The sequence below is a fragment of the Pseudomonas sp. Z4-7 genome (assembly GCF_051131965.1).
Classification (GTDB): Bacteria; Pseudomonadota; Gammaproteobacteria; order Pseudomonadales; family Pseudomonadaceae; genus Aquipseudomonas.
Window position 1 is genome coordinate 127,973 of record NZ_CP071642.1, and the last position, 24,528, is coordinate 152,500.

Below are 24,528 nucleotides of genomic sequence, written 5' to 3' on the forward strand. Positions count from 1 at the left end.
TATCATGAAATCGCTTTTCAGGAAAATGGGCGCCTGGTTGCGTCGGACTTGGGTCTGGACGCTGTCCTGGGTGCTTTTTATCGGATTGCTGGTGTGGTTTGTCGGACCGTTGCTGGCTGTTGCCGATTACAAGTTCTGGGCGAGCCCGACGGCACGTCTGCTGACGATCAGCGCGATGTTTCTTGCATGGGGACTGGGCATGGTTTTCTACTCTGAGCGCGTCTCGGAAAGCGAGAAGAAAGCCGAAGCCAATTCGCCACGTACTTTCAATCGGACCAGGATAGACGATCAGCGCCGCGAGCTGCGCTCGCGCTTCAAGAAGGCTTTGGAAACGTTAAAGACCTCAAGCCTGTATTCCGGCCACGGCAAGTACTGGCGTGATGATTTACCCTGGTATTTGGTGATGGGCCCTGCTGCCAGCGGAAAGACCAGCCTGCTGGCCTGTTCGGGTCTCGAATTTGCGTTCGACAGGTTTGAGCGTAATCCCTCGGAAGACGCTTGCGGTACACAACATTGCGATTGGTATTTTGCCCAACAGGCTGTGCTGGTCGATACGCCGGGACGCTACCTGACCCAGGCGGATTCAGATGTCGATGCTGATGCCTGGAACGGGTTGCTCGAATGGCTGCGCAAGCGTCGCCGTCATTGTCCATTAAATGGCGTGCTGTTGACGGTGCCTGTCGAGGTGCTGCTGGGAGGCGAGGAAGAGGTTGCCCGGCTTGCCAGTCATATCCGGGCCCGTCTGCAGGATATCCGGCGCCAACTGCGCGCCGACGTGCCGGTCTACCTCGTGCTGAGCAAGGCGGACTGCGTGCCTGGCTTTAACGAATTCTTCGACTCGATGACCCGGGAGGAGAGCGACCAGGTACTGGGCGCCAGTTTTGGTCGGGGCCCGCACGGTAACGATGTGACCGTGTCGCGAACCGAATTCGAGTCGCTACTGCACAGGCTCAACAGTCAGTTGCTCACGCGTCTGCATCAGGAGCGAGATGCCGGACGTCGTGGTCTTATCCTGGATTTCCCCCAGCAACTGGCGCAGATGGGCGCATATCTCTATCTACTGCTCGAGCAAGTCTCCAATGGCAAGGCGTCCCCAATTCGGGGCTTTTACTTGACCTGCACCTCGCGGCCTGGCACTGCGGCTGCCAGCCCCGGCGATGCGAGCCCTGGCACTCGCCGTAAGCTTTCGCGGTCCCTTCGCGAAGGTATCAACTGCCGATTTATCCACCATTTGCTGACGCGGGTCATTTTTCCCGAAGCCGATCTGGCTCGCCTCGGGCGGAGCGAACATAGGCGTATCCGTTGGAACCAGCGTATGGTTTATTTCGCAGCGCTGGCGCCCGTTGGATTGTTCGGGCTGCTGTGGGCACAGGGTTTTTCCGCCAACCACGAACGTCTGGAACATTTGTGGATGTTGGGCCAACGTTGGGAACAACTGCGGTTGGCGCCGATGGCCAGCGACGACTCGATTGCGCTGCTCGATTCGCTTGATGTCCGCTTTGAGGCCACTCAGGTCTTTGCTCCGGAAAAAGCGGTGCCACTGCATGAACGCATTCGTTTATATCAGGGGGATGCAACCAGCCCCGTGGTGGTTGGCGCCTATGACCGCGAATTGCAATCGCAACTCCTGCCTCGGGTCGCGAAAATGCTTGAGGAGCATATTCAGGGCAATCTGGGTGACCGTGAGCGTTTGCTCAACAGTCTTCGCGCGTATTTGATGCTGGCCAGGCCCGAGCGACGCGACGCGGCATGGCTCAAGGATCGGCTTGCCCGCGATTGGTCGCTGCGTTATCCCGGCAATCCAGCGATCCAGAACGGCTTGAACACTCACTTCGAGCGTCTATTGGACCTGCCTCTCGCCTATGAGGTGGACGAGTCATTGGTGGCCCAGGCTCGGAAAATCCTGCGCGGTGAGTCCCTGGCGGACGTCGTTTACCGAATGCTTCGCGAGCAGGCCAACCCGCTGCCGCCATACAGTCTCAGCCAACATCTGGGCCCGCAGGGTGCGTTGCTGGTCGGCACTGACCAGATCATTCCGGGCTTCTATACCCGTCAAGGTTATGAGCAGTACTTCTCAGTCCAAGGCACGACGCTGATTACCGGACTGCTGCAGGACAATTGGGTGCTGGGCGAAGGTGCGAATCCCAGCGGCATGGACATGCGTCGTCTCATGAGCGAACTGGAGCAATTGTACTTTCGTGACTATGCCGAACGCTGGAGCGAGGCGATCGGGCGGGTCGGCTTGCGAAGGGCTGATAGCACCAGTGAAGCCGCCGGGCAATTGGCAGAGCTGACGTCGGCGTATTCGCCTCTGGTGCAATTGCTGGTGCAGGTGCGTGAGCACACGCGCATCCAAGGCATTGCCGAACGTATGGATGAAGCGACGCAAACGACCGGGAACAGCAGCAGTACCGTTTTGCATACGGTCGCCCTCGCTGGCAAAGCGGCCAGCACCGTGGCAGCGAGGCTGCCGGAAGTCGGGCAGAAATCCTTACAACGGCGTTTTGAGCCATTGCACCGTCTGCTGGACGCTGAAGGTGGCCCTACAGGCGACCTGATCCTGGCGTTGCGCGCTCTTGATGACGTCGACTCGCAGTTGGCCACCCTGACCCGCGCGAGTGCACCGGAGCAGGCCGCCTTCGAATTGGCGAGACATCGCATGGGTGTTCAGCAAGATGCGCTGAGCAATTTGCGTAGCGCGTCGGCACGCTTGCCGCGCCCGCTCAGTGGATGGCTCAACGGGCTTGCAGAGGATAGCTGGCGCCTGGTGCTCGATGATTCATATCGATACCTGAACCAGCGCTACCAGAGCGAGCTCTACACGTTCTACGCAAAGGCAATCAACAAGCGGTATCCGTTCAATGCCCACAGCGCCAGCGATGTCGCGATCAATGACTTCCGGGAGTTTTTCAAGGACCAGGGCATTGTCGATCGGTTCTTCGAGCGTTACATGCGGCCGTTCGTCAGTGGTCATTCGGGGCACTACCGTCTGCGCAGTGTCGATGGCCAGAGCCTGCCCATGTCCAGGGCCTATCTGGAGCAAATGGCAACGACACATACCATTCGCCAGAGCTTCTTTGCGGAAGATCCTGTCGAGCCAAAAGTCCAATTCAAGCTCGAACCCTACACGCTCGACCCGGCGGTCAGCCGATCCGAATTACGCCTGGGCGACCAAACGCTGGAGTACCGGCATGGGCCGATACAACCTGTCGCTTTCACCTGGCCAATCGAGGCGCAGGACGGTCGAGCGGCCTTGGTACTGGACAGGATTGTCGGCGGGCAGGGGGTCGGCATCGAGAAGAGCACCGGGCCCTGGTCGCTGTTTCGTTTATTCGACTTGATGCAGATGGAATACCTGGTCGGTCGCGATGTGCGTGTGCTCAAGGCTGATCTCGGTGGCCTGCGGGCCAACTATCTATTGATGAGCCAGCGCACGCCGAACCCTTTCGACATGAGCACCTTGCGTACCTTCCGGATGCCGGTACAGCTCTGATGCTTCACTCCGGCAGGTGGCGCAGCGCTGCGCGTACCGATCCCGGCAAGGTTCGCTCGCGTAACGAGGATGCCTACCTGGAATGTCCGGAGCAGGGAATATGGGCCGTTGCCGACGGAATGGGCGGCCATTCGGGCGGCGATATGGCCAGCCAACTGGTAGTTGCCAACCTCGCGGAGCTGCCCATTCACCGAGATATCGATGAGCGTTCGAGAGCGGTGCGCCAGTGCCTGCGCTGGACCAATCGAAGACTGAGTCAGGAATTGACAGTTACTGCTGAAAATCCGCTCGGCATCATGGGAAGCACCGTCGTGGTGCTGTTACTGGAGGGCAAACGTGCCGCTTGTATCTGGGCTGGCGACAGCCGCTGCTACCTATGGCGTGATCGGCAGCTGTATCAATTGTCCAAGGATCATTCGCTGCGCCAGCAACTGATCGACGAGCGTCAGGCCAGTATAGAGGAGGCAGATGCTCACCCCGCGGCGAAGGCACTGACCCGCGCAGTAGGCGCCTCGCACGAACTGACGTTGGAGATCCTGGAGTTGGACGTTCATTACGGTGATACGTTTTTGTTGTGCAGCGACGGTTTGTATCAGGACCTTGGTGGAAAAGCGCTCGGTGATGCGATGAGTCTGGCTTCCCCGAGCAGAGCATTGGAACATCTTTTCGCAGGGGTTTTGAGCGGTCGGGCGAGGGACAACCTGACGGCGGTGGTGATACGTAAGTGACCGGTCCCGCCACAACTTCAGTTGCCCCAGACGGCGAAGAGGATAGTCTCATCTGTTCCGCCTTCGGTGTGTCGTCTGCTTTGCCATCGAGTCAGCGTTGCATTGGCGAAATGCCTAAGATACTTTCCGGTCGCTATTGTCTCGAACGATTGCTTGGTGCCGGTGGCATGGGGGTGGTCTATCGGGCCCGCGACCTCCTCCATGAACAGTACGGCGATCCGGATCCTTACGTTGCGGTAAAAATGCTCAGCGAGGAACTCGGTGATGCCCCGGACGCGGGTGCGCTGCTTTATAGCGAGTTTGCCCTGAGCCGGCGCTTGAGCCATCCGAATGTGCTGCGCCCATACACGTTTGAAGTCGACGCTGCCCAGCGACGGGTTTTCATCACAATGGAGCTGATGCGCGGCTTGACCCTGGACAAGTTACTCTGCGAATCCCCCCTCGGTTTGCCCTGGCCCGAGTTGAAACCGATCGCAATTCCACTGCTTGACGCCATCGCACATACCCATGGCCGAGGCGTAGTGCATGGCGACATCAAACCGAGCAATGTCATGCTGAGTGCAGAGGGTGTGCGTTTGTTTGACTTCGGCCTGGGCCTGACTGAGGAGGGTCCCTTGAAAGGCTTGCCTTCGCTGAACCGCCAACGTCTCGACGCCTGGACGCCGGCCTACGCCGCCCCAGAATTGCTGGAGGGAGGCCCCCTGTCTGCATGCACCGATCTCTATAGCCTGGCTTGCGTGCTGTACGAACTGGCGAGCGGCAGACACCCATATCGGCGTCTGCCTTCAACCCAAGCTCGCGATACCGGGCTGGAGCGTGAGCTCAAGGCTCCGCGCAACTTGCCCAGGCGTTACTGGACAGCATTGCGCACGGCGCTGGCCCTTGATCCTGAGCGACGCAGTATCAGTGTGACGCAGTTGCGGGCGCTGATGGCAGGTGGCTCGTTCTGGTGGTGAGAAGGCTCGCCGTTGGCGATGCTGCCAATTCTTTCATCGCTGCCTTTCGCTCATCCACCGCCAACCGACCAAGCTTCTCCACGGCGACATAAAACCTGACCCAATCTTCGCCCTCACGCCTGAACAACGCCGCGAACGCCGGCACCCACTGGTCATACAGGCCGAAGGGCAGCAACCGGGCGTTGTTCAGTGGTGCGTAGACCCAGGCGTCGTAGCGCTTGTCGCCAGCCCATTGGGTGTCGCGCATGTGCTCGTAGTCGGCACGCAGGCGTTCGAATTCCGCGGCCTTGCGCTGGCGCATCTGCTCGGCCGGCAGGGGGAGGGCGTAAAGGGATTCGAGCCGCTGGCGGGTATCCAGGATCAGTCGGATGAATTGCTCGCGCTGGCGCACCAGGTTGCCATGGTCCGGTGCCAGTCCGCGTTGGGCGCGCCATTGGCGGGTGCCTTCCTGCTCGACGAATGTTGCAAAGGACTCATTGAATTCGGTGTCGTCCTTTACGTAGAACCGCTGGTGCGCCAGTTCATGAAAAATCAGCGTCGCCAAGCGCTCGTCGCCCCAGTGCAGCATCGAACTGAGGATCGGGTCATTGAACCAGCCCAGTGTCGAATAAGCCTCTACGCCACCAATCGAGACATCCATGCCGCGCAAGCGCTGCATTGCAGCCTCGCCTCGGGCGGCACTCTGGCTGTAGTAGCCGCGATACGCCACACAACCGGCAATGGGGAAGCAGTGGGTTTGCGGGGCCAGGGAAAATTCCGCGGTGGCGAAGACATTCCAGACGACGAAGGGACGGCCAATGTCCGCGTACAGGCGATAGCTTTGGTTGTCGGGCAGGTGCAGGTGGGCGCTGGCGAACGTCCGGGCTTCGCGCGCCTGGGCCAGATGCGCGCGCAATTTTGGATCACGGGCGGGGTCGGCGATGACCCGGTCGATCGGCTCTCGAGCTTGCAGCAGTCGTATCTGCCCATTGCCGAGCTGGCTGTAGTAGCCGAGGCTGGAACAACCGTTGAGTAACAAAAGCACGAGGGCCGGAAACAAAATCCTGAAAACACGGTCGAGTAACCGATGGCGTGAACGCTGCCTGATCAATTTGGAATCACCCTGGGAAGTCTGCCTCAAGACTATCTCGCCTGCCCGGAGCTTCGCTATGCGCGTGTTGATGCTGACAAGTGGCCTGTTGCTGCTGACCGGCTGTGCCGGTTTGCCTGATCCCGATCCCTCTCAAGCGTGGGTCGACCTGGGAAACCATCGGGACACGGCTTTGCAAGCGCTGGAAGTCGATGACAAAGCCTCCATCGACCGTCGTTATTTCGAAGTGCAGCCCGGCAGCCATGAGCTGACTGTGCGTTATCAATTTGCCGTGGAACCGGGCAACATCGGCCCGGATGCCGAACCGTTGTGGCGTGATTGCCGGTTGAACGTGAAATTCAAGGATTTCAATGCGGGCCGGCGCTACCAGCTGCAGGCCGGCAGTATCGGCTTCCGTCCGTGGGCCAAGCTTTATGACGAGCAACGAAAGGTGGTGGGCCAAGGCACGCCGGCGGGCTGCCAGCAAAGCTGATCGGCGCTATGCTCGGTGCCTGACTTGAGGAAACCGATCATGCGCCTACCCACGCTGTTGTTGGCTCTCGCCACGTTGAGCGGATGTGCAACGAGCCCATTGCCGGAATTGGACCCGAACATGGCCTGGGTCGATTTCGCCACGCCAATGCCGGGCGGCAAGTTGCTGATGGCTGAAAGCCTGGACGGCCGGCGACTGCGGGACGGGCGATTTTTCCAGGTCTCGCCGGGTAGCCATGAATTGAAGGTGCGCTTTGACTTCGAGGTGTTCGGCGCTGGCGGTGGGCTGGGCATGATGAGCGAGCCGAAAGAACGGCTGTGCTACCTCATCGTACGCTACGACCATTTCGAGGCCGGCCAGCGTTATCGCCTGGAGGCTCGCAACCTGGCTTACTCCCCAAGCGCCCGGCTCTATAACGCCAAGCGTGAAATCGTCGCCGAGGATCGGCAGGTCAATTGCCTGATGTAGCGCTGCCTAGCGGTCGTTCTTCTGGTAGATGATTTTTTTGGTGCCGTTCTCGCAGGAGCCCACCACCATGTTCTGGTCATGGGCTTCTTCATTGGTGACGATTTCAAGCGTGTAGGAGACCACCCCTTGCGCCTGGATCTTGGCTTCGATCTCGCTCTTGAGTTCTTCACAGGGCTTGGGTGCCGCGAGGGCCGATGTGGCCAATGCGCAACCGATGACTGCCAGGGCGAATCGTTTCATGCTGGAATCCCTCAATACAGCGCGCACTGCCTGTGCGCTGAAACTGCAGACCTGCATTCGATCACAATTGCCTTCGGGCAAATAGGTCGCCCATCAAAAAGACCGCAGCCTGTGGAGAGGCGGCGATCTTTTCAGTTCATCAATTTACCAGCGAGGCCTCCAGGGTGATCTTGGCGTTGAGCACCTTGGAAACCGGGCAACCCTCCTTGGCTTTGTTGCTCAATTCCTCGAATTGCGCTTGGGTGGCGCCGGGAATCTTGGCCTTGAGGATCAGTTTGACCGCGGTAATCGCAAAGCCGCCATCAACCTGGTCCAGCGTCACTTCGGCGTTGGTGTCGATGCTGTCGGCCTTGAGCCCGGCATCGCCGAGGATCATCGAAAACGCCATGGAAAAACAGCCCGCATGGGCGGCGCCGATCAATTCTTCGGGGTTGGTACCTTTGCCGCCTTCAAAACGTGCCTTGAAACCATAGGGCGCTTCGCGCAACACGCCGGTTTCCGTGGAGATGGAGCCGATTCCGGTCTTCAGGTCACCTTCCCAGTGAGCCGATGCTTTCTTGACGATAGCCATGTGTGCCTCCTCATGATCCGGCGCGAGGGTTCGCGCCCGGTTATTTTCAGTGCCAGGATTGTGAGGATAGACCGGCTGATAAAGTTCACCCTGGCGGATTAGTCGACTAATTTAGTAGGAAATTTCTCCGCTACTATTGAATCTCGGGTATATGCCCACATTCATAGGACACACCTACAGAAACGGCAGGCTTTCGCCCACAGGAAAGCTGGTACGCCGTTGGAGATGCCGGCCCATGAAACAGCTGTCCGAAGTCAAATTTTCAACCCTCGACCTTGTTCCCGTTCGTGCCGATGGCAACGCCGCCCAGTCCTTGCGCAACTCCCTGGACCTGGCGCAACACGTGGAAAAATACGGCTATACCCGCTTCTGGGTGGCTGAGCACCACAATATGGATGGCATCGCCAGCTCCGCGACGGCGGTGTTGCTGGGCTATCTGGCGGGAGGCACATCGACCATTCGTGTCGGCTCCGGCGGGGTGATGCTGCCGAATCATGCGCCTCTGGTCATTGCCGAGCAGTTCGGCACGTTGGAGAGCCTGTTTCCGGGCCGAATCGATCTCGGGCTGGGCCGCGCACCCGGCTCCGACCAGATGACCGCCCGGGCGCTGCGCCGGGAACGCTCCGGCAGTGCTGATGATTTCCCTGACGATGTGGCTGAACTGATGCGCTACCTCGGCCCGCGAACCCCGGACCAGCGCATCATTGCCATGCCAGGCACGGGGACCAACGTGCCGGTGTGGCTGCTGGGTTCGAGCCTGTTCAGTGCGCAACTGGCCGGAGAGCGCGGGTTGCCCTACGCCTTCGCCTCGCATTTCGCACCGCGTTTCATGCATGAAGCGATTCGCGTCTATCGCAATCATTTCAAACCGTCTGCGGTGCTGGACAAACCTTACGTCATGCTCGGCGTACCGCTGGTGGCGGCGGATACCGATGAGCAGGCCGATTACTTGGCAACTTCGGTATACCAGCGCATCCTCGCGTTGATGCGCGGCCAGAGTCTGGTACAGCGCCCGCCAGTGGAAACCATGAATGGCCTGTGGCTGCCCCATGAGAAAGAAGCGGTCGGTGACTTCCTTGGCTTGGCGATGATCGGCGGGCCGCAGAAAATCCGCGCCAGGCTGGAGGTGCTGATCGAGCAAACCCAGGCCGACGAGCTGATTTTTACCAGTGATCTGTACGAGCACACCGACCGGTTGCACTCCTATGAGCTGCTGGCGCAAGTCATGAAAGGCTGAATCACAGCCACAAAAAAGCCGACGCACCGCGTCGGCTTTGATTTGAACGCGCAATCAGCCGCGTTTGTAGACGATTTCCTTTGAACCGCCTTCGCAGGTGCCGACGACTTTTGCGTCAGCCGCTGCGCCTTTATCGACAACTTCCAGCGAATAACCCGATACACCTTTGGCATCAAGCTTCGCTGCGATTTCGCTTTTCAGCTCTTCGCAGGGCTTGCCGGCCGCAAACGCGCTACCCGCAAGGCTCAGCAAACCCAGGGCCACCATCAACTTTTTCATCGCTCGCACTCCTTGGTCGGATCAAATAGGGGGGTATTAGAAAGGCCTGATGCGCCAACCATAGCGCATGGCCATTCCCTATGGCACTCCGCCAGCGTGCAAGTTCAAATCAGCTCAGCTATTGGCGATCCGGAATCCGACCTTGATGGTCACCTGAAAATGCGCGGCCCGGCCGTTTTCGATGTGGCCGCGGGTTTCCGTGACTTCAAACCACTCCAGATGCTTAAGGCTTTTGCTGGCCTCGGCCAAGGCATTGTTGATGGCGTCTTCAATGCTGGTGGGAGACGAGCCGACCAGCTCGACTTTTTTGTACGTGTGATGATCACTCATGACGTTCTCCTTTGGTTGTTTTTTACAGCCTAGCAGCGATTTTTCGCCTTACTTGTGTCGCCGTTTACGCTGTGAAAGTTCAGATTTACTGCACTTTCCCAAACGGTCGGAGTCCCAACTCTCACACGCTACTCAACCACTGCAGGAGAGAGCCACTATGGCCAGCACTTCGTTACGCAAAGCCTCGTTGCAAAGCATGGAAGCGGAGATCGAGAGTCTGCTCAAGTCGTTGGAAAGCCTGAAGGACGACGCCTCGGACGAGTCGCGTAAGACCCTCAAGTCGTTGAAGGCAAATGCCGAAAGCGCACTGAAACATTCTCGGCATCTGCTGAGCGATGCCTATGAAGAGGTCAAGGTTAAAACCCGCGAAACCGGGATCGCCACGCGCGACTACGCTCAAGAACACCCTTGGACCACCGCCGGTGTCGCGGTCGGGGCGCTGGGTTTGTTGGCCGCTTACTTGCTGTGCAAACGCGGCGACTGAATCGATGGGTTCAGCTCTTGCCTGAGCCATTGCGCCAATTGCCGGGCGCGCCCATCGGCGGCGCGCTTGGGCAGCCATAACGCCAACCGCGCCGAGGTTTCGCTGAAACCCCACGGCGCGGCCAGGCGACCGGCACGCAGGTCTTCGACGACCAGCGGTTCGGGGGCAATTGCCACGCCGAGCCCGGCTACGGCAGCCTCCAGCAAATAGTACAAATGCTCAAAACCTTGCCCGAACTTCAACGCCTGGGGTTCAAGGGCATTTTGCCGTGCCCAGGTCGGCCAGGCCTGGGGACGCGAAGTGGTGTGCAACAGAGGTTCGCCCAGCAGCGCGCTGGCCGGCGCATCTTGCAAGTGAATGAATCCGGCGTAACGAGGGCTGATGACCGGGCCGATTCGCTCGCTGGCCAGTTCATACACTTGCATGTCGGCTGGCCAGGGCGGTTCGGCGAATACCAGCAGGGCGTCCAGTCCAGGTCGCCTCGGGTCCAGGTCGCCTTCGCCGGCGGACAGGTGCAGGCGCAAGTCGGGAAGATCAGCGTTGAGCCTGCCCAGGCGGGGTATGAACCAGCGCGCCAGCAGGCTGCCCGAGCAGCCCAGCACGAACGGCGCGTCCGCAGTGCTTTGCGTCAGCTCCGCGCAAACCGTGCGCAGGCGTTCGAATGCGTCGGCACTGACGTCACGCAGACGCAAACCTGCATCTGTGAGTTTCAGGCCACGACCATCCTTGATGAACAGGCTGACACCCAAGTGCTCTTCGAGCACTTTCAGTTGCCGGCTGACGGCGCCGTGGGTGACGTGCAGCTGTTCCGCCGCCTGGCTTACGCTGTTCAGGCGGGCGGTGGCCTCGAAGGCACGCAAGGCGTTTAGCGGCGGGAGGTCGTGGCTCATGGTATCTGTGAGTTTTCCTGACAGGTTGCGGCGATCTTATCGGTTTTCAGGGCGAGATGTCAGGGGTAGAGTGAGCCTCATTGTCTTTCTACGCATTCGCCTGGAGCGCCCGATGACCCAGTCTACGACCCCTTTCAACCTCAGTAGCGGCCCTGATGCGAACGGTATGTTCGGCGCCTTCGGTGGCCGCTATGTGGCCGAAACCTTGATGCCGCTGATTCTTGATCTGGCCCGTGAATACGAAGTGGCGAAGGAAGATCCTGCGTTCATCGAGGAATTGGCCTACTTCCAGCGCGACTACGTCGGTCGTCCGAGCCCGCTGTATTTCGCCGAACGCCTGACCGAGTATTGCGGCGGCGCGAAAATCTATCTCAAGCGTGAAGAGCTGAACCACACCGGCGCGCACAAGATCAACAACTGCATCGGCCAGATCCTGCTGGCGCGGCGCATGGGCAAGAAACGCATCATTGCCGAGACCGGCGCGGGCATGCACGGCGTGGCCACTGCCACCGTCGCGGCGCGTTTCGGCCTGGACTGCGTTATCTACATGGGCACCACTGATATCGAGCGCCAGCAGGCCAACGTGTTCCGCATGAAGCTGCTCGGTGCCGAAGTCATCCCAGTGGTCGCCGGTACTGGCACCCTGAAGGATGCGATGAACGAGGCACTGCGCGACTGGGTGACCAACGTCGACAGCACGTTCTATTTGATCGGCACTGTGGCAGGTCCGCATCCGTACCCGGCAATGGTCCGCGACTTCCAGGCCGTGATCGGCAAGGAGACCCGCGATCAACTGCAAGCCCAGGAAGGCCGCTTGCCGGACAGTTTGGTGGCGTGTATCGGCGGCGGCTCCAATGCCATGGGCCTGTTCCATCCGTTCCTGGATGACAAGAGTGTCGAGATCATTGGTGTCGAAGCTGCCGGCTACGGCATCGAGACCGGTAAGCATGCGGCGAGCCTGAACGGCGGCGTGCCGGGCGTGCTACACGGCAACCGTACCTTCCTGTTGCAGGATGACGACGGGCAGATCATCGACGCGCATTCGATTTCCGCAGGTCTCGACTATCCCGGTATCGGCCCGGAACACGCATGGTTGCACGACATTGGTCGCGTCCAATACACCTCGGTCACGGACGCCGAAGCCCTGGAAGCTTTCCACAAATGCTGCCGCCTGGAAGGGATTATTCCTGCGCTGGAAAGCGCCCATGCCCTGGCTGAAGTGTTCAAGCGCGCGCCGAACTTGCCAAAGGATCACCTGATGGTGGTCAACCTGTCCGGTCGTGGCGATAAAGATATGCAGACCGTGATGCACCATATGGAACAATCCCAGCAGGAGAAACACTGATGAGCCGCCTGCAAACCCGTTTTGCCCAACTCAAGGAACAGAACCGCGCTGCCCTGGTGACGTTTGTCACCGGCGGCGACCCGGACTACGACACCTCGCTGGCGATTCTCAAGGGACTTCCTGCCGCTGGCGCCGACGTGATCGAGTTGGGCATGCCATTCACCGATCCGATGGCCGACGGCCCGGCGATCCAGTTGGCTAACATCCGGGCCTTGGGCGCCCAGCAAAACCTGGCGAAAACCCTGCAGATGGTTCGTGAGTTCCGCAAGGACAATACTGATACGCCGTTGGTGCTGATGGGTTATTACAACCCGATCCATCGTTATGGCGTGCAGCGCTTCATTGGCGAGGCGCTGGACTCCGGAGTCGACGGCCTGATCGTTGTGGACATGCCGCCCGAGCACAACAGTGAACTGTGCGAACCGGCCCAGGCGGCTGGCCTGGACTTCATCCGCCTGACCACGCCGACCACCGATGACGTGCGCTTGCCGACGGTGCTCAACGGCAGTTCGGGTTTTGTGTACTACGTGTCGGTGGCGGGCGTAACCGGTGCCGGTGCTGCGACGCTGGAGCATGTCGAAGAGGCCGTCGCACGCCTGCGTCGCCATACCGATTTGCCGATCAGCATCGGTTTCGGCATCCGCACGCCGGAGCAGGCGGCGGCCATCGCACGACTGGCTGATGGGGTGGTGGTTGGTTCGGCGCTGATCGACCATATCGCCAGCGCCGATACGCCGGAGCAAGCGATTGATGGGGTGTTGAGCCTATGTGCTGCCTTGGCTGATGGCGTGCGCAAAGCGCGTGTCGACTGATTTGGATCAGCATCAAAAAGGGGTTCAGAACTGGGTTCTGAACCCCTTTTCGTTACTGCTTCAGGAGTGTTTCGTCAGGGTAACTCCAACCCGCCTCCGGCCTTGTGCAGCTTGCGCAAATGCTCGCCGATCGCTTTCACATTGGCCTCGCTTGCAGCAATTTCAGCGGCGCGGCTCGGTTCCAGCAACGCCCGGACTTCCTTGTCCAGATCACCTGTCAGTGTTTGCAGCTGTTTCTGACGCAAGCTGCTTTCGGATTCCAGGCGCTGCCACTCGCTGGGTTGCGGTAACCCGTAGCCGCCGGTGCCTAGCAGTTCAGCCGGACGGCTCAGGAAGCCGCTGTTGGCTAGAATCTGTTGCAACGTCGCGTTAGCCCGTTCCATGCCGCCGTTCTGCAGTTCACGGGCTCCGAGGTAGCGTTGTTTGACTTCATCCTGCGCCAACAACAATTGTCGACGATAGCTGGCCTGTTCCAGCAGCAACAATGCTGCGCTGGTGCGCAGGTCGGCCTGTTCGAACCAGACGCGGCGTCCGGCGGCATCCAGGGCCAGCCAGTCCTCCACCGTTTGTTGCTTGATAGGCAGATGTTTCTTCAGCACATCGAACATCGCCTGGTACCGATCACGGAATGAGTCGAAGCGGTAGCCCAGGCGCAAGGCTTCCTTGGGATCATCCAGCACGCTGGTATCCGCCAGGCCCCGGCCCTTGAGCACTTCCAGCAGGCCGTTGGGCATGATGCTGTCCAGGCCCTTGAGCTGTTCGTTGTTGCTGCCGCTGCGCAGTAGCTTCAAGCTTTCCACGGCGCAGTTATTGGACAGGAAGTAATAACTGCCGTCGTAGCTCCAGTGCATTTCGGCGGCGTGTTCGACCGTTTCCTCTATCTCAGTGCGCGACAGGTTCAGCGGTACAGACGCCAGGCTGCGCAATTCGGTCTTGGTGTATTCATCGATCACTTGGGCGAGCGGTAGCACGAACAGGCGCGACGGGTATTTGCCCACCAGTCCGTCCCAACTCGACAACTGCACGTCGCCCACAAAAGCGCGATACGACAGCACCAGGTGTTGGTCCAGGTCAAGGCGGCAGTCCGGGCCACGCGGCCGGTCCGGTGCGCAAATCACCAGCCGGAGCATGCTGTGGCCCCAGCGGCTGACCCAGTTCTGGTTCGCTTCGGCCAACAGGTAGTCAATGGCATAGACCCGTTCCGGATCGACCTGGCCCAGTGGCGTCTTGGCGAAGTCGTTGCCAGCATTGAGGAAGGCGAACGATTTTGCGCAGGTGTCCTTGGCGGCGGGGGCCCAACCAAAGTGTTCCTGATAATAGCGATACAGCGCGGGACGTCGGCAGGCATAGCTGGAGTCCAGGAGAAAGTACTCCATGTTGACCGCGACGAACTCCTTGGGGCTGCTAGTCTCGTAAAGGTCCGGGCTGCGGACGACTTGACGATTGTGCTGCTCCCGTTCACCGCGACGGCCGACGTATTGCGGCCAGCCCGCCAGGTCGAGCAAGCGAGGATCGTCGCTCAGTGTAAAGCGGCGATCGTTCTGGCCTCGGCACTCATCAGGCAAGCCAATCAACCCGGCGCTGCTGTTGCGTCGAGTGCAACGCTGGATCAGCGCACGCTCGGCATCCGGCCATAGACGCGAGCGGTCATAAATGTGGGTCAGTTCGTGCAGGACCGTGGCGAGCATTTCCCGCCGTACCGTGCCGTGGGGGCGTCGGGTCTTCTGTGTGGCGGCGCTGCCGTCAGTGAGGCTACCGAGCAGGTTTCGGTTCAGGTCCAGCTGTGACACCAGCGAGGCCTGGCCGTAGGCGTTGGCGGGCATTTGGTCGGTCCAGCCAACATCGATGCGGCGGTCCAGTCGCTCGATGAAGCGTGGCGGCAACGCCTGCATGGCTTCATCAAGCAGTGCCTGGCTGGCCTGCTGCTGTGCCGGCGTCAAGCCGCCGGCATTTAGGTGTAGCTGCAGGCCGGCCTGGGCGGTGCTGCCGATGAGCAGCACGACCCCGGCCGTCAGCCAGGCGGCGAGCCGCCTCACAATGCGAGGATGGCTTCGGCGAGAACCTGGTCACTGGCGTCGCGCGCTTCCGGCACGCGTGTACGCAAGGTATCGAAGGCGGCCTCGAGATGAGCGCCACGAATTTCGCCATTGCTGGCGACGAAGCTGGCCGCGTCGTCGTGGGCTTCGCGAACGATCTTAGAATCACGGATGGATGTGGTGGTGTCGGAAGTGAAATCGATCGTGCGCTGGGAAGCGCGAACGATGATATTACTGGTGGCTACCAGGGTATGTGCCTGGGCTACATCGGCCAACACCAGCAGGCCTAGGGCGGCAGCAATCAGCGGGCTACGCATGGAACGACTCCGGAAAATGAAGATAATTATTGGACGAGAATTGCCTGTGCCAGTTCAAGGTCGCTGGCGTGAAGTTTTGCCTGGGTTCGGCGCATGTAGTCCAGGGCCGATTCCAACCGTGCACCTCTCAGCTGTCCGTCGCTGGCAACGAATACCGCAGCGTCATCGCGGGCGGCGACGATAAGTTTATTGTCGAAGGGCGCAGAGGTCACCAAGGATGTGGCGTAGCCGCTAACCACCACTTGCTGGGTGGTCACATCGAAGGCGTGGGCCGGAACAGACCAGCAAAAAGCCACTAGGCAAGACGCGATAAATGGATTTGGATAAAAACGCATGGTACTCGACGGTTGATGGCGAGCCGGAAGGCTAGCGCAAACCTGCGGGCCAGAGCCAGTGCTGAAACATCGGAACACCATTGCGCGCCCGATGTTTCATGTTGCCTCAGATCACCAGAATGGCCTGGGCCAGTTGCGCGTCGGTGGCGTCGATCTGGGGGGCCTGCTGGCGAATATGGTTCAGCGCACTTTCCAGTTTCACACCACGGATTGCGCCTTCGCTGGCCACGAAGCTGGCGGCGTCATCTCGGGCGGCCTGGACGATCTTATTGTCCCGCAGTGACGAGGTTGCATCGGAGGTGACGTCGGACGTGGCCTTGAGCGCGCCGACAATGGAGTCTGTGGTAACGATGAAGCTGCTGGCGTTGGAGTAGGCGGACACGGCCAGCAGGGCAACGGCGCTGAGCAGGCGAAGACGGATCATGGTGAACTCCTTGGGAATTGAGGTTATGCGGGTGCAGGTAGCTGGAAGAAGAGACGCAGGCTCGACTCGCTTCGCCACGTTCGTATCGATATTAGGACAGAACGCGTTGGCTGACAGCCTGGAATTACCCCGGTATACCGCATGCGACTCGCACCGGCTCCGTTATAGATAAACTGTACCTAACAGTATGTATAATTCTCTAACTGTTATGGTCTGGCGGATTTACCGGAATCTGCCCCGTAAACGACAAGACCCGTCGCGGTTTCCCGCGACGGGTCTTGTTTGTTCAATTCGATGCTGGCGGTGGACCCGGTGGGTCAGGGCCAGCGACGCTGAGTTAGCGCCAGAACGGCTTGCTCAGCTCTTCGTAACGTTGGGCTTCGCTGATACCGGCGTCAGCCAGCAGGCGCGAATCCAGACGAGCCAGTTGATGGCGGCTGGCAATGCGGCGCTGCCACAACATCAGGTTGGCGATAACGCGAAGAGGCAGGGAAGCCTGGTTTTTTTCAGCTTTGTCTTCGAAAAACAGCTCGGAACTGAGTGTACGTTCCATGGTTGACATCCTTCCGCTTGTGGCGGGATTAGGTAGTGGTTTAACTGGTGCCCATGATCTGCTCGTTTGGCCAGCGACTGTAGATACAGTTCATTTGTATTGTGCGAGACCAGTTAACTGTTAAATCGTGGTGTACTGGTCGATAACGAGGCAACTGTACTTGTCAGCACTGCTATGGTGCATTTTTGCTACTCATCCGTGGTTTTGTGAGAAAAGACTGTAGGAAATAACCGGTACAGCAGTACAGTTTTTGTCGAGTTGCGCGTGAGCGGTGGGCTCCAATCAAAACTGTATTTGCGTTAGCTGTGTTCCAGCTGTATCAGATCGCCAACATGCGTCCGGTCTCTTCGAGGTTCAGGTGCCAACTCAGTGCATCGCGCAGGATATGCGGCGTATGCCCACCCAAAGCGCACGCGGCGTTGAAATACTCGTTCAAGGCCTGGCGGTAGGAAGGGTGCACGCAATTGTCGATGATCACGCGTGCCCGCTCCCGTGGCGCCAGGCCCCGCAGGTCGGCCAGGCCGATTTCGGTCACCAGGATGTCGACGTCGTGTTCGGTATGGTCCACATGGCTGACCATCGGTACGACACTGGAAATGGCACCGCCCTTGGCGATCGACTTGGTGACGAAAATCGCCAGGTGAGCATTGCGGGCGAAGTCCCCCGAGCCGCCGATGCCGTTCATCATCCGCGTGCCGCATACATGGGTTGAGTTCACATTGCCGTATAGGTCGAACTCCAGCGCGGTATTGATACCAATGATGCCCAGGCGGCGCACAACCTCCGGATGGTTGGAGATTTCCTGCGGACGCAGGACCAGTTTGTCCTTATACCGTTCCAGGTTTCCGAACACGTCGGCATTGCGTCGACCCGACAGCGTGATCGAGCTGCCGGAGGCGAAACTCAGCTTGCCGGCGTCAATCAAGTCAAATGTCGAGTCCTGCAAAACCTCGGAGTACATGGTCAAGTCCGAGAACGGCGAATCGATCAGGCCGCACATCACGGCGTTGGCGATATTGCCAATCCCTGCTTGCAGCGGCCCGAGCTTGTTGGTCATGCGCCCAGCCGAAACCTCCTGTTTGAAGAAGTCGATCAGGTGATCGGCGATGGCCTGGGTGTCGATGTCTGGCGGGGCGACGGTAGAAGGCGAGTCCCCTTGGTTGGTTATGACTATGGCGGCAATCTTTTCCGGCGGTATCGGGATCGCGGTGCTGCCTATATGGTCGTCGACTTTCACCAAGGGAATCGGCGTGCGAGTGGGGCGATAGGTCGGGATATAAATGTCGTGCAATCCCTCTAGATTCGGGTTGTGAGCCAGGTTGATCTCGATGATCACTTGCCGGGCGAAGATGGCGAAGCTGGCTGAGTTACCCACCGACGTGGTCGGTACGATATGTCCTTGCTCGGTGATGGCCACTGCTTCGATCACGGCAATATCGGGCAATTTGAGTTGGCCGTTGCGCAGTTGCTCGACGGTTTCCGAGAGATGCTGGTCGATGAACATCACCTCGCCTGCGTTGATTGCCTTACGCAACGTGCTGTCGACCTGGAACGGCATGCGTCGCGCGAGCACACCGGCCTCGGTGAGCTCCTTGTCGAGGTCGTTGCCCAGGCTCGCACCGGTCATCAAGCTGATTTTAAGCGGGGTGGCCTTGGCACGCTCAGCCAGGGCGTGGGGCACTGCCTTGGCTTCTCCGGCGCGGGTAAAGCCACTCATGCCAACGGTCATGCCGTCCTCGATCAACAAGGCGGCTTCGGCAGCGCTCATTACTTTATTCAACAACGAAGGCAGGCGGATGCGATCACGGTACATGGAGGGTCGTCTCGGGCTGGAAGCTGGATGCGCAGTCTAGAGAATTTGCGCTTTGCCCGACCCGCTACAAAAGTCGCATTTAAGGCGTCTATTACGGGTGTTTCAGGCAAAACATCGTTACCGGATCGGTAATGCTTTGCCTTGATATAAATCAAAACGCCCCGACAAGGCGGGGCGTTTTTGGCGAAACGGGAGAGTTATTCCACCGCTTTGACCATGTCCTCGATCACCTTTTTGGCGTCACCGAACACCATCATGGTCTTGTCGAGGTAGAACAGCTCGTTGTCCAGGCCGGCATAGCCGCTGGCCATCGAGCGCTTGTTGACGATGATGGTCTTGGCCTTGAAGGCTTCGAGGATCGGCATGCCGGCAATCGGCGACTTTGGATCGTTCTTCGCCGCCGGGTTGACCACGTCGTTGGCGCCCAGCACCAGCACCACGTCGGCCTGGCCGAACTCGGAGTTGATGTCTTCCATTTCGAACACCTGGTCGTAAGGCACTTCGGCCTCGGCCAACAGGACATTCATATGCCCGGGCATGCGACCGGCCACCGGGTGGATCGCGTATTTAACGGTCACGCCGTGGTGGGTCAGCTTTTCGGTCAGCTCTTTCAGCGCGTGCTGCGCCCGGGCAACCGCCAAGCCGTAGCCCGGAACGATGATCACCGTGTCGGCGTTGGTCAGCAGGAAGGTCGCATCGTCAGCCGAGCCGGATTTCACCGGGCGGGCTTCTTTGGAGCCTGCCGGGCCAGCTGCATCTGCCGTGTTGCCGAAGCCGCCGAGCAGCACGTTGAAGAACGAACGGTTCATCGCCTTGCACATGATGTAAGACAGGATCGCACCGCTCGAACCCACCAGCGAGCCGGCAATGATCAGCATCGAGTTGTTCAGCGAGAAGCCGATACCGGCGGCCGCCCAGCCCGAATAACTGTTGAGCATCGAGACCACCACCGGCATGTCCGCGCCGCCGATCGGGATGATGATCAGCACGCCCAGGACAAAAGCCAGGGCCAGCATCAAGGCGAACGCGCCGAGGTTGCCGGTGAACATGAAGGCCAGGCCCAGGCCCAGCGTCGCCAGGCCCAGAATCAGGTTGAGCTTGTGCTGGCCACCAAACTGTACCGGTGCGCCCTGGAACAGGCGGAACTTGTACTTGCCCGAGAGCTTGCCGAATGCGATCACCGAACCGGAGAAGGTGATTGCACCAATGGCTGCGCCGAGGAACAGCTCCAGGCGGTTACCGGCCGGAATCGAATCCCCCAGTTGCTTGACGATGCCCAAGGACTGCGGCTCGACGACCGCCGCGATGGCAATGAACACCGCCGCCAGGCCGATCATGCTGTGCATGAACGCCACCAGCTCCGGCATCTTGGTCATCTCGACGCGCTTGGCCATGATCGAACCGGCGGTGCCGCCGACCAGCAGGCCGACGATGACGTAGCCGATGCCAGCGGTCGCTAGCTCAGCGCCCAGCTTATAGATGAGACCCACGGTGGTGATCACCGCCAGCGCCATGCCGAGCATGCCAAACAGGTTGCCTCGGCGAGAGGTGGTAGGGTGCGACAGGCCTTTGAGGGCCTGGATGAAGCAGATAGACGCGATCAGGTAGAGCGTCGTTACCAGGTTCATGCTCATTACTTGGGCGCCTCTTCTTTTACGGCTTTCGGGGCTTTTTTCTTGAACATTTCAAGCATGCGGCGCGTCACCAGGAAGCCACCGAACACGTTCACGGCGGCCAGGGCCACGGCAAGGGTGCCCATGGTCTTGCCCAGAGGTGTTACGGTCAGCGCGGCGGCGAGCATGGCGCCGACGATCACAATCGCCGAAATGGCGTTGGTCACCGCCATTAATGGCGTGTGCAAAGCAGGTGTAACGTTCCAGACCACGTGGTAACCGACGTAAATCGCCAGCACAAAGATGATCAGGTTGTAGATACCGGGGGAGATAAGCTCTTCCATTGTCTGAATCCCTGCTTAGGCGTTTTTGCGGATGACTTGGCCGTCGCGGCACATCAGGCACGCGGCGACGATGTCGTCTTCCAGGTTCACGTCGAACTGACCTTCCTTGGTGAAGACCAGCTTCAGGAAGTCCAGCAGGTTTCGGGCGTACAGCGCCGAAGCGTCAGCCGCGACTTCACCGGCCAGGTTGGTCGGACCGCAAATGGTCACGCCATTCTCGATCACCACCTGATCGGCCACGGTCAGCGGGCAGTTACCGCCCTGGGCCGCCGCGAGGTCGATGACCACCGAACCCGGTTTCATCTGCGCCACGGTTTCCGCGCTCAACAGCGTCGGTGCCTTGCGGCCCGGAATCAATGCGGTGGTGATGACGATGTCGGCCTGCTTGGCGCGCTCGTGCACGGCCTGGGCCTGGCGCTGCATCCAACTGGCCGGCATCGGCCGGGCGTAGCCACCGACGCCGACGGCGCATTCACGCTCTTCATCGGTCTCGTAAGGCACGTCGACGAACTTGGCGCCCAGGGATTCGATTTGCTCTTTCACTGCGGGACGCACGTCCGATGCCTCGATCACAGCGCCCAGGCGCTTGGCCGTGGCAATTGCCTGGAGTCCGGCCACGCCCGCGCCGAGAATCAGCACGCGCGCCGCTTTCACGGTGCCTGCGGCGGTCATCAGCATCGGCATGAAGCGCGGATAGTGATGGGCGGCCAGTAACACGGCTTTATAGCCGGCGATATTCGCTTGAGACGACAGCACGTCCAGGCTTTGAGCGCGGGAGGTACGCGGCGCGGCCTCAAGGGCGAATGCGGTGATGCCGCGTTCGGCCAGCTTGGCGATGGTTTCGTTGTTGAACGGGTTGAGCATGCCCACCAGAACGGTGCCGCTCTTGATCAGCGTCAGCTCGCTATCGCTGGGGGCGACCACTTTGAGGATCAGTTCGGCCCCGAATGCATCACTGGCGCTGCCAATGGTTGCGCCCGCTGCCTCATAGGCACTGTCGATAACGCTGGCCTTGATGCCGGCGCCGCTTTCAACAGTGACTTTATGGCCTTGGCCGACCAGCTTCTTGATGGTTTCCGGGGTAGCAGCAACCCGTGTTTCACCCGTCTGGGTTTCGAGAGGAACACCAATGTGCACGTCAAATCTCCTGCGTGATCTTATTGAGTAAACCCAGGCACTTCGGATGGTGCGACTGGGGCGGCCGATCAGCACGATCCCGCCTGACCAGGCGGGGCGCGGCATTTTGCAGGCGAATATTCAGCCCTTCAAGGGATTATGACGTGTGACGTAAATATAACTACAAGTCACCCTGTGACCGAATGTCGCAACTGGCGAGGTAAAGGTCGCTAAACCCATACAAATCAAGGGATAACGGTGATTATGATTCTTTTTGCATCGGTCAGATGAATGGAGCGATATGACTCGCTCGATATGGCTTAAAGCCACGTGTTTCAACGGTTCTAGGACGTTTGTACCGATATGATCACAGTTTGGTTAAATGCGACAAATAGTTATATCTGTAGTGCTTAATATAGTATTACTACTTATTTACGTGGTCAGTTTTTCCTTATTTTTCAATACCATAATCTCTAGCTTCGGTGACCAGCCAATCGCGAAATGCCCGAAGCGAGGCCGATTCCACCTTCCGTTCCGGGATCATCAGGTAGTACGCCTTGAGGCTCGACAGGGCATTGGGGTTGGCAATGACCAGGCGCTTCTCCGCCAGTTCGCGCTGGATCAGGAAGGGCGGGATCAAGGCGACACCCATATCGTGCATGGCGGCTTGGGCAAGCATGGAGAATAGTTCATAGCGCGGACCTGTCAGGTCGCGCGCGATATTGAGGTCTTGTGAGTTGAACCACTGGCGCCACGCGTATGGGCGGGTTGTCTGCTGGAGCAGGGGGAGCTCGGCGATTGCCTCCGGCGTCAGAGTTTTGCGGTTGCCCAGTAAGGAGGGGCTGCATACCGGCAACGGCTTTTCCCCCATCAATTTGTGAGATTCGGTGCCGGACCAGTCCGCGTCGCCGAAGTAGATGGCTGCATCGAAATCCGTATCGGCGAACAGGAAAGGGCGCGTGCGGTTGGTGAGATTGACCGTCACCTCAGGGTGCTGCCGCTGGAAATCCTTGAGGCGTGGCAGCAGCCATTGAGTGCCGAAGGTGGGCACGACGGCGAGTTCGATAACGTTCGCGCCGGTGTGCCCCATCACTGAAAGGGTATCGCGCTCGACGGCATCCAGTTGCGTGGCGATTCGACGGCTATATGAAAGCCCCGCTTCAGTCAGCTTGACGCCGCGTCTCGAGCGTCGGAAGAGCTCCACGCCAAGGAAGTCCTCCAGGCTCGCAATTTGTCGGCAGATAGCGCCTTGGGTGAGAGAGAGCTCCAGTGCCGCCTTGGTGAAGCTTTCGTGGCGTGCGGCAGCCTCGAAGCTGATCAGGGCGGCGGTGCTAGGGATTTTACGACGCATATACGCAAGCCTCACTCGTTATCCGCACAACAGCGGTCTATGGCGTTTACGGAGTGAGAAATTAGCACAACAACATGCCGAATCCTCGTTTGCTCTCGTGGGAAACCGGGCCTAGGATCAGTCCACGATTTTCCATTTGATTGGCGAGGACTTTTTCATGGCCGGTAAAGCGAGCTTCAGCTGGATCGATCCCTTGTTGCTGGACCAGCAACTCACCGAAGAAGAACGCATGATTCGCAACACTGCCGAGCAATTCGCTCAGCAAAAGCTGGCGCCGCGCGTACTGGAGGCGTTCCGTCATGAAAAGACTGACCCGGCGATCTTTCGTGAAATGGGCGAAGTGGGCCTCCTGGGCGCCACCATTCCCGAGCAATACGGCGGCAGCGGCCTGAATTACGTCAGCTACGGCCTCATCGCCAGGGAAGTGGAACGTGTGGACTCCGGCTACCGGTCGATGATGAGCGTGCAGTCCTCACTGGTCATGGTGCCGATCAACGAATTCGGCACCGAGGCGCAGAAACAGAAGTATCTGCCGAAGCTCGCTTCAGGCGAATGGATAGGCTGCTTCGGCCTGACCGAGCCGAACCATGGTTCCGACCCGGGCGCGATGATCACTCGGGCGCGCAAGGTTGAAGGCGGCTACAGCTTGACCGGCAGCAAGATGTGGATCACCAACAGTCCGATCGCGGATGTGTTTGTCGTTTGGGCGAAGGACGACGCCGGCGATATCCGAGGCTTCGTGCTGGAGAAGGGCTGGAAGGGCCTGACTGCTCCGGCGATTCACGGCAAGGTCGGGCTGCGTGCTTCGATTACCGGCGAGATCGTCATGGACAGCGTATTCGTGCCGGAAGAAAACATCTTCCCGGACGTGCGTGGCTTGAAAGGGCCGTTCACCTGTCTGAACTCGGCGCGCTACGGCATTTCCTGGGGCGCCCTGGGGGCTGCCGAGTTCTGCTGGCACACCGCCCGTCAATACACGCTCGACCGGCAGCAGTTCGGTCGCCCGTTGGCTGCCAATCAATTGATCCAGAAGAAACTGGCCGATATGCAGACTGAAATCACCCTCGCGCTTCAAGGATGTCTGCGTCTTGGGCGTATGAAAGATGAAGGCACGGCTGCGGTAGAGATTACTTCGATCATGAAGCGCAACTCTTGCGGTAAGTCCCTGGATATCGCACGAATGGCGCGGGACATGCTGGGCGGCAATGGCATCTCCGACGAGTTCGGCATT

General features: G+C 59.4%; 26 protein-coding genes (1 of these 26 running past the window's edge). 10 read left to right on the forward strand and 16 right to left on the reverse strand.

Annotation, left to right across the window (positions count from 1 at the left end; translation table 11 throughout):
* The first annotated feature begins 4 nt into the window (after positions 1–4).
* The 3 genes from tssM to J3P91_RS00550 are packed head-to-tail and all read left to right on the forward strand — an operon-like array spanning position 5 to position 5,177.
* Entirely contained in the window at positions 5–3,493 is a 3,489-nt protein-coding gene (gene tssM / locus J3P91_RS00540; RefSeq protein ID WP_434602427.1) for a type VI secretion system membrane subunit TssM, read from the forward strand.
* Positions 3,493–4,221, forward strand: a complete 729-nt coding sequence (locus J3P91_RS00545; protein ID WP_434602428.1) for a PP2C family protein-serine/threonine phosphatase — start codon at positions 3,493–3,495, stop codon at positions 4,219–4,221. The genes tssM and J3P91_RS00545 overlap by 1 nt, the downstream gene beginning before the upstream one ends.
* A gap of 50 nt (positions 4,222–4,271) precedes the next feature.
* The gene (locus tag J3P91_RS00550; RefSeq protein ID WP_434605243.1) at positions 4,272–5,177 is read left to right on the forward strand and encodes a serine/threonine-protein kinase; all 906 of its coding nucleotides are present in this window, start codon (positions 4,272–4,274) and stop codon (positions 5,175–5,177) included.
* Here J3P91_RS00550 and J3P91_RS00555 read toward each other — a convergent pair.
* Positions 5,125–6,267, reverse strand: coding sequence for an aminopeptidase (locus tag J3P91_RS00555; RefSeq protein ID WP_434605245.1), 1,143 nt, complete (start codon positions 6,265–6,267; stop codon positions 5,125–5,127). The two genes, J3P91_RS00550 and J3P91_RS00555, sit on opposite strands and share 53 nt — an antisense overlap.
* 58 nt (positions 6,268–6,325) lie before the next feature.
* Here J3P91_RS00555 and J3P91_RS00560 point away from each other — a divergent pair, with 58 nt between their 5' ends.
* Both J3P91_RS00560 and J3P91_RS00565 read left to right on the forward strand, forming a co-directional pair.
* Positions 6,326–6,739 carry a hypothetical protein gene (locus J3P91_RS00560; protein WP_434570554.1) on the forward strand — a complete coding sequence of 138 codons (414 nt, stop codon included), beginning with the start codon at positions 6,326–6,328 and terminating at the stop codon, positions 6,737–6,739.
* Between the two features lie 39 nt (positions 6,740–6,778).
* Positions 6,779–7,207 (forward strand): hypothetical protein, encoded by a 429-nt coding sequence (locus J3P91_RS00565; RefSeq protein WP_434602429.1) that lies wholly within the window; start codon positions 6,779–6,781, stop codon positions 7,205–7,207.
* 6 nt (positions 7,208–7,213) lie between these two features.
* Here J3P91_RS00565 and J3P91_RS00570 read toward each other — a convergent pair whose 3' ends face one another.
* Positions 7,214–7,447: a DUF1161 domain-containing protein gene (locus tag J3P91_RS00570; RefSeq protein ID WP_434570550.1), complete on the reverse strand. Its 234-nt coding sequence runs from the start codon at positions 7,445–7,447 to the stop codon at positions 7,214–7,216.
* Positions 7,448–7,586: 139 nt separating this feature from the next.
* A complete protein-coding gene (locus J3P91_RS00575) occupies positions 7,587–8,018 on the reverse strand; it encodes an OsmC family protein (protein ID WP_434570548.1) in 432 nt (143 codons plus the stop codon).
* Positions 8,019–8,253: 235 nt separating this feature from the next.
* Here J3P91_RS00575 and J3P91_RS00580 point away from each other — a divergent pair, with 235 nt between their 5' ends.
* Complete coding sequence (locus J3P91_RS00580) at positions 8,254–9,255, forward strand: LLM class flavin-dependent oxidoreductase (RefSeq protein ID WP_434570546.1); 1,002 nt, start codon at positions 8,254–8,256, stop codon at positions 9,253–9,255.
* 54 nt (positions 9,256–9,309) lie between these two features.
* Here the strand turns inward: J3P91_RS00580 and J3P91_RS00585 are convergent, their stop codons facing one another.
* Both J3P91_RS00585 and J3P91_RS00590 read right to left on the reverse strand, forming a co-directional pair.
* Positions 9,310–9,534: a DUF1161 domain-containing protein gene (locus tag J3P91_RS00585; RefSeq protein WP_434602430.1), complete on the reverse strand. Its 225-nt coding sequence runs from the start codon at positions 9,532–9,534 to the stop codon at positions 9,310–9,312.
* A 114-nt stretch (positions 9,535–9,648) separates the two neighbouring features.
* Positions 9,649–9,864: a dodecin gene (locus J3P91_RS00590; RefSeq protein WP_003177209.1), complete on the reverse strand. Its 216-nt coding sequence runs from the start codon at positions 9,862–9,864 to the stop codon at positions 9,649–9,651.
* Positions 9,865–10,021: 157 nt separating this feature from the next.
* Between J3P91_RS00590 and J3P91_RS00595 the strand changes: the two genes are divergently transcribed.
* A complete protein-coding gene (locus J3P91_RS00595) occupies positions 10,022–10,348 on the forward strand; it encodes a DUF883 family protein (protein WP_186611411.1) in 327 nt (108 codons plus the stop codon).
* Here J3P91_RS00595 and J3P91_RS00600 read toward each other — a convergent pair.
* A complete protein-coding gene (locus J3P91_RS00600) occupies positions 10,321–11,238 on the reverse strand; it encodes a LysR family transcriptional regulator (protein ID WP_434602431.1) in 918 nt (305 codons plus the stop codon). The genes J3P91_RS00595 and J3P91_RS00600 overlap by 28 nt on opposite strands.
* 112 nt (positions 11,239–11,350) lie before the next feature.
* Here J3P91_RS00600 and trpB point away from each other — a divergent pair, with 112 nt between their 5' ends.
* On the forward strand, positions 11,351–12,583 hold the full coding sequence (gene trpB, locus J3P91_RS00605) for a tryptophan synthase subunit beta (protein WP_186633014.1): 1,233 nt from the start codon (positions 11,351–11,353) through the stop codon (positions 12,581–12,583).
* Positions 12,583–13,395 (forward strand): tryptophan synthase subunit alpha, encoded by an 813-nt coding sequence (gene trpA, locus J3P91_RS00610; protein WP_434602432.1) that lies wholly within the window; start codon positions 12,583–12,585, stop codon positions 13,393–13,395. Before trpB ends, trpA begins: the two co-directional genes overlap by 1 nt.
* Positions 13,396–13,469: 74 nt before the next feature.
* Here trpA and J3P91_RS00615 read toward each other — a convergent pair whose 3' ends face one another.
* The 10 genes from J3P91_RS00615 to J3P91_RS00660 form a co-directional block, all read right to left on the reverse strand.
* Positions 13,470–15,431: a DUF4105 domain-containing protein gene (locus J3P91_RS00615; protein WP_434602433.1), complete on the reverse strand. Its 1,962-nt coding sequence runs from the start codon at positions 15,429–15,431 to the stop codon at positions 13,470–13,472.
* Positions 15,428–15,748 (reverse strand): DUF2388 domain-containing protein, encoded by a 321-nt coding sequence (locus tag J3P91_RS00620; RefSeq protein ID WP_003187020.1) that lies wholly within the window; start codon positions 15,746–15,748, stop codon positions 15,428–15,430. The genes J3P91_RS00615 and J3P91_RS00620 overlap by 4 nt, the downstream gene beginning before the upstream one ends.
* A 26-nt stretch (positions 15,749–15,774) precedes the next feature.
* Entirely contained in the window at positions 15,775–16,083 is a 309-nt protein-coding gene (locus tag J3P91_RS00625) for a DUF2388 domain-containing protein (protein WP_434602434.1), read from the reverse strand.
* Between the two features lie 106 nt (positions 16,084–16,189).
* The gene (locus tag J3P91_RS00630; RefSeq protein WP_434570534.1) at positions 16,190–16,507 is read right to left on the reverse strand and encodes a DUF2388 domain-containing protein; all 318 of its coding nucleotides are present in this window, start codon (positions 16,505–16,507) and stop codon (positions 16,190–16,192) included.
* 337 nt (positions 16,508–16,844) lie between these two features.
* Positions 16,845–17,060 carry a DUF1127 domain-containing protein gene (locus J3P91_RS00635; RefSeq protein ID WP_003187014.1) on the reverse strand — a complete coding sequence of 72 codons (216 nt, stop codon included), beginning with the start codon at positions 17,058–17,060 and terminating at the stop codon, positions 16,845–16,847.
* Between the two features lie 319 nt (positions 17,061–17,379).
* The gene (locus J3P91_RS00640; RefSeq protein WP_434602435.1) at positions 17,380–18,873 is read right to left on the reverse strand and encodes an acetyl-CoA hydrolase/transferase family protein; all 1,494 of its coding nucleotides are present in this window, start codon (positions 18,871–18,873) and stop codon (positions 17,380–17,382) included.
* Positions 18,874–19,070: 197 nt separating this feature from the next.
* Positions 19,071–20,507: an NAD(P)(+) transhydrogenase (Re/Si-specific) subunit beta gene (locus J3P91_RS00645; RefSeq protein ID WP_434570529.1), complete on the reverse strand. Its 1,437-nt coding sequence runs from the start codon at positions 20,505–20,507 to the stop codon at positions 19,071–19,073.
* On the reverse strand, positions 20,507–20,830 hold the full coding sequence (locus J3P91_RS00650) for an NAD(P) transhydrogenase subunit alpha (protein WP_003187010.1): 324 nt from the start codon (positions 20,828–20,830) through the stop codon (positions 20,507–20,509). The genes J3P91_RS00645 and J3P91_RS00650 overlap by 1 nt, the downstream gene beginning before the upstream one ends.
* Before the next feature lie 15 nt (positions 20,831–20,845).
* Complete coding sequence (locus tag J3P91_RS00655) at positions 20,846–21,967, reverse strand: Re/Si-specific NAD(P)(+) transhydrogenase subunit alpha (RefSeq protein ID WP_434602436.1); 1,122 nt, start codon at positions 21,965–21,967, stop codon at positions 20,846–20,848.
* A gap of 430 nt (positions 21,968–22,397) precedes the next feature.
* Positions 22,398–23,297 (reverse strand): LysR family transcriptional regulator, encoded by a 900-nt coding sequence (locus J3P91_RS00660; protein WP_434602437.1) that lies wholly within the window; start codon positions 23,295–23,297, stop codon positions 22,398–22,400.
* 157 nt (positions 23,298–23,454) lie between these two features.
* On the opposite strand from J3P91_RS00660, the gene J3P91_RS00665 reads away from it, so the two are divergent.
* Positions 23,455–24,528 carry the 5' portion of an acyl-CoA dehydrogenase gene (locus J3P91_RS00665; protein WP_434602438.1) on the forward strand. Its footprint extends 108 nt past the window's final position, so the window shows 1,074 of its 1,182 coding nt (coding positions 1–1,074); its start codon is at positions 23,455–23,457; the stop codon falls past the right edge of the window.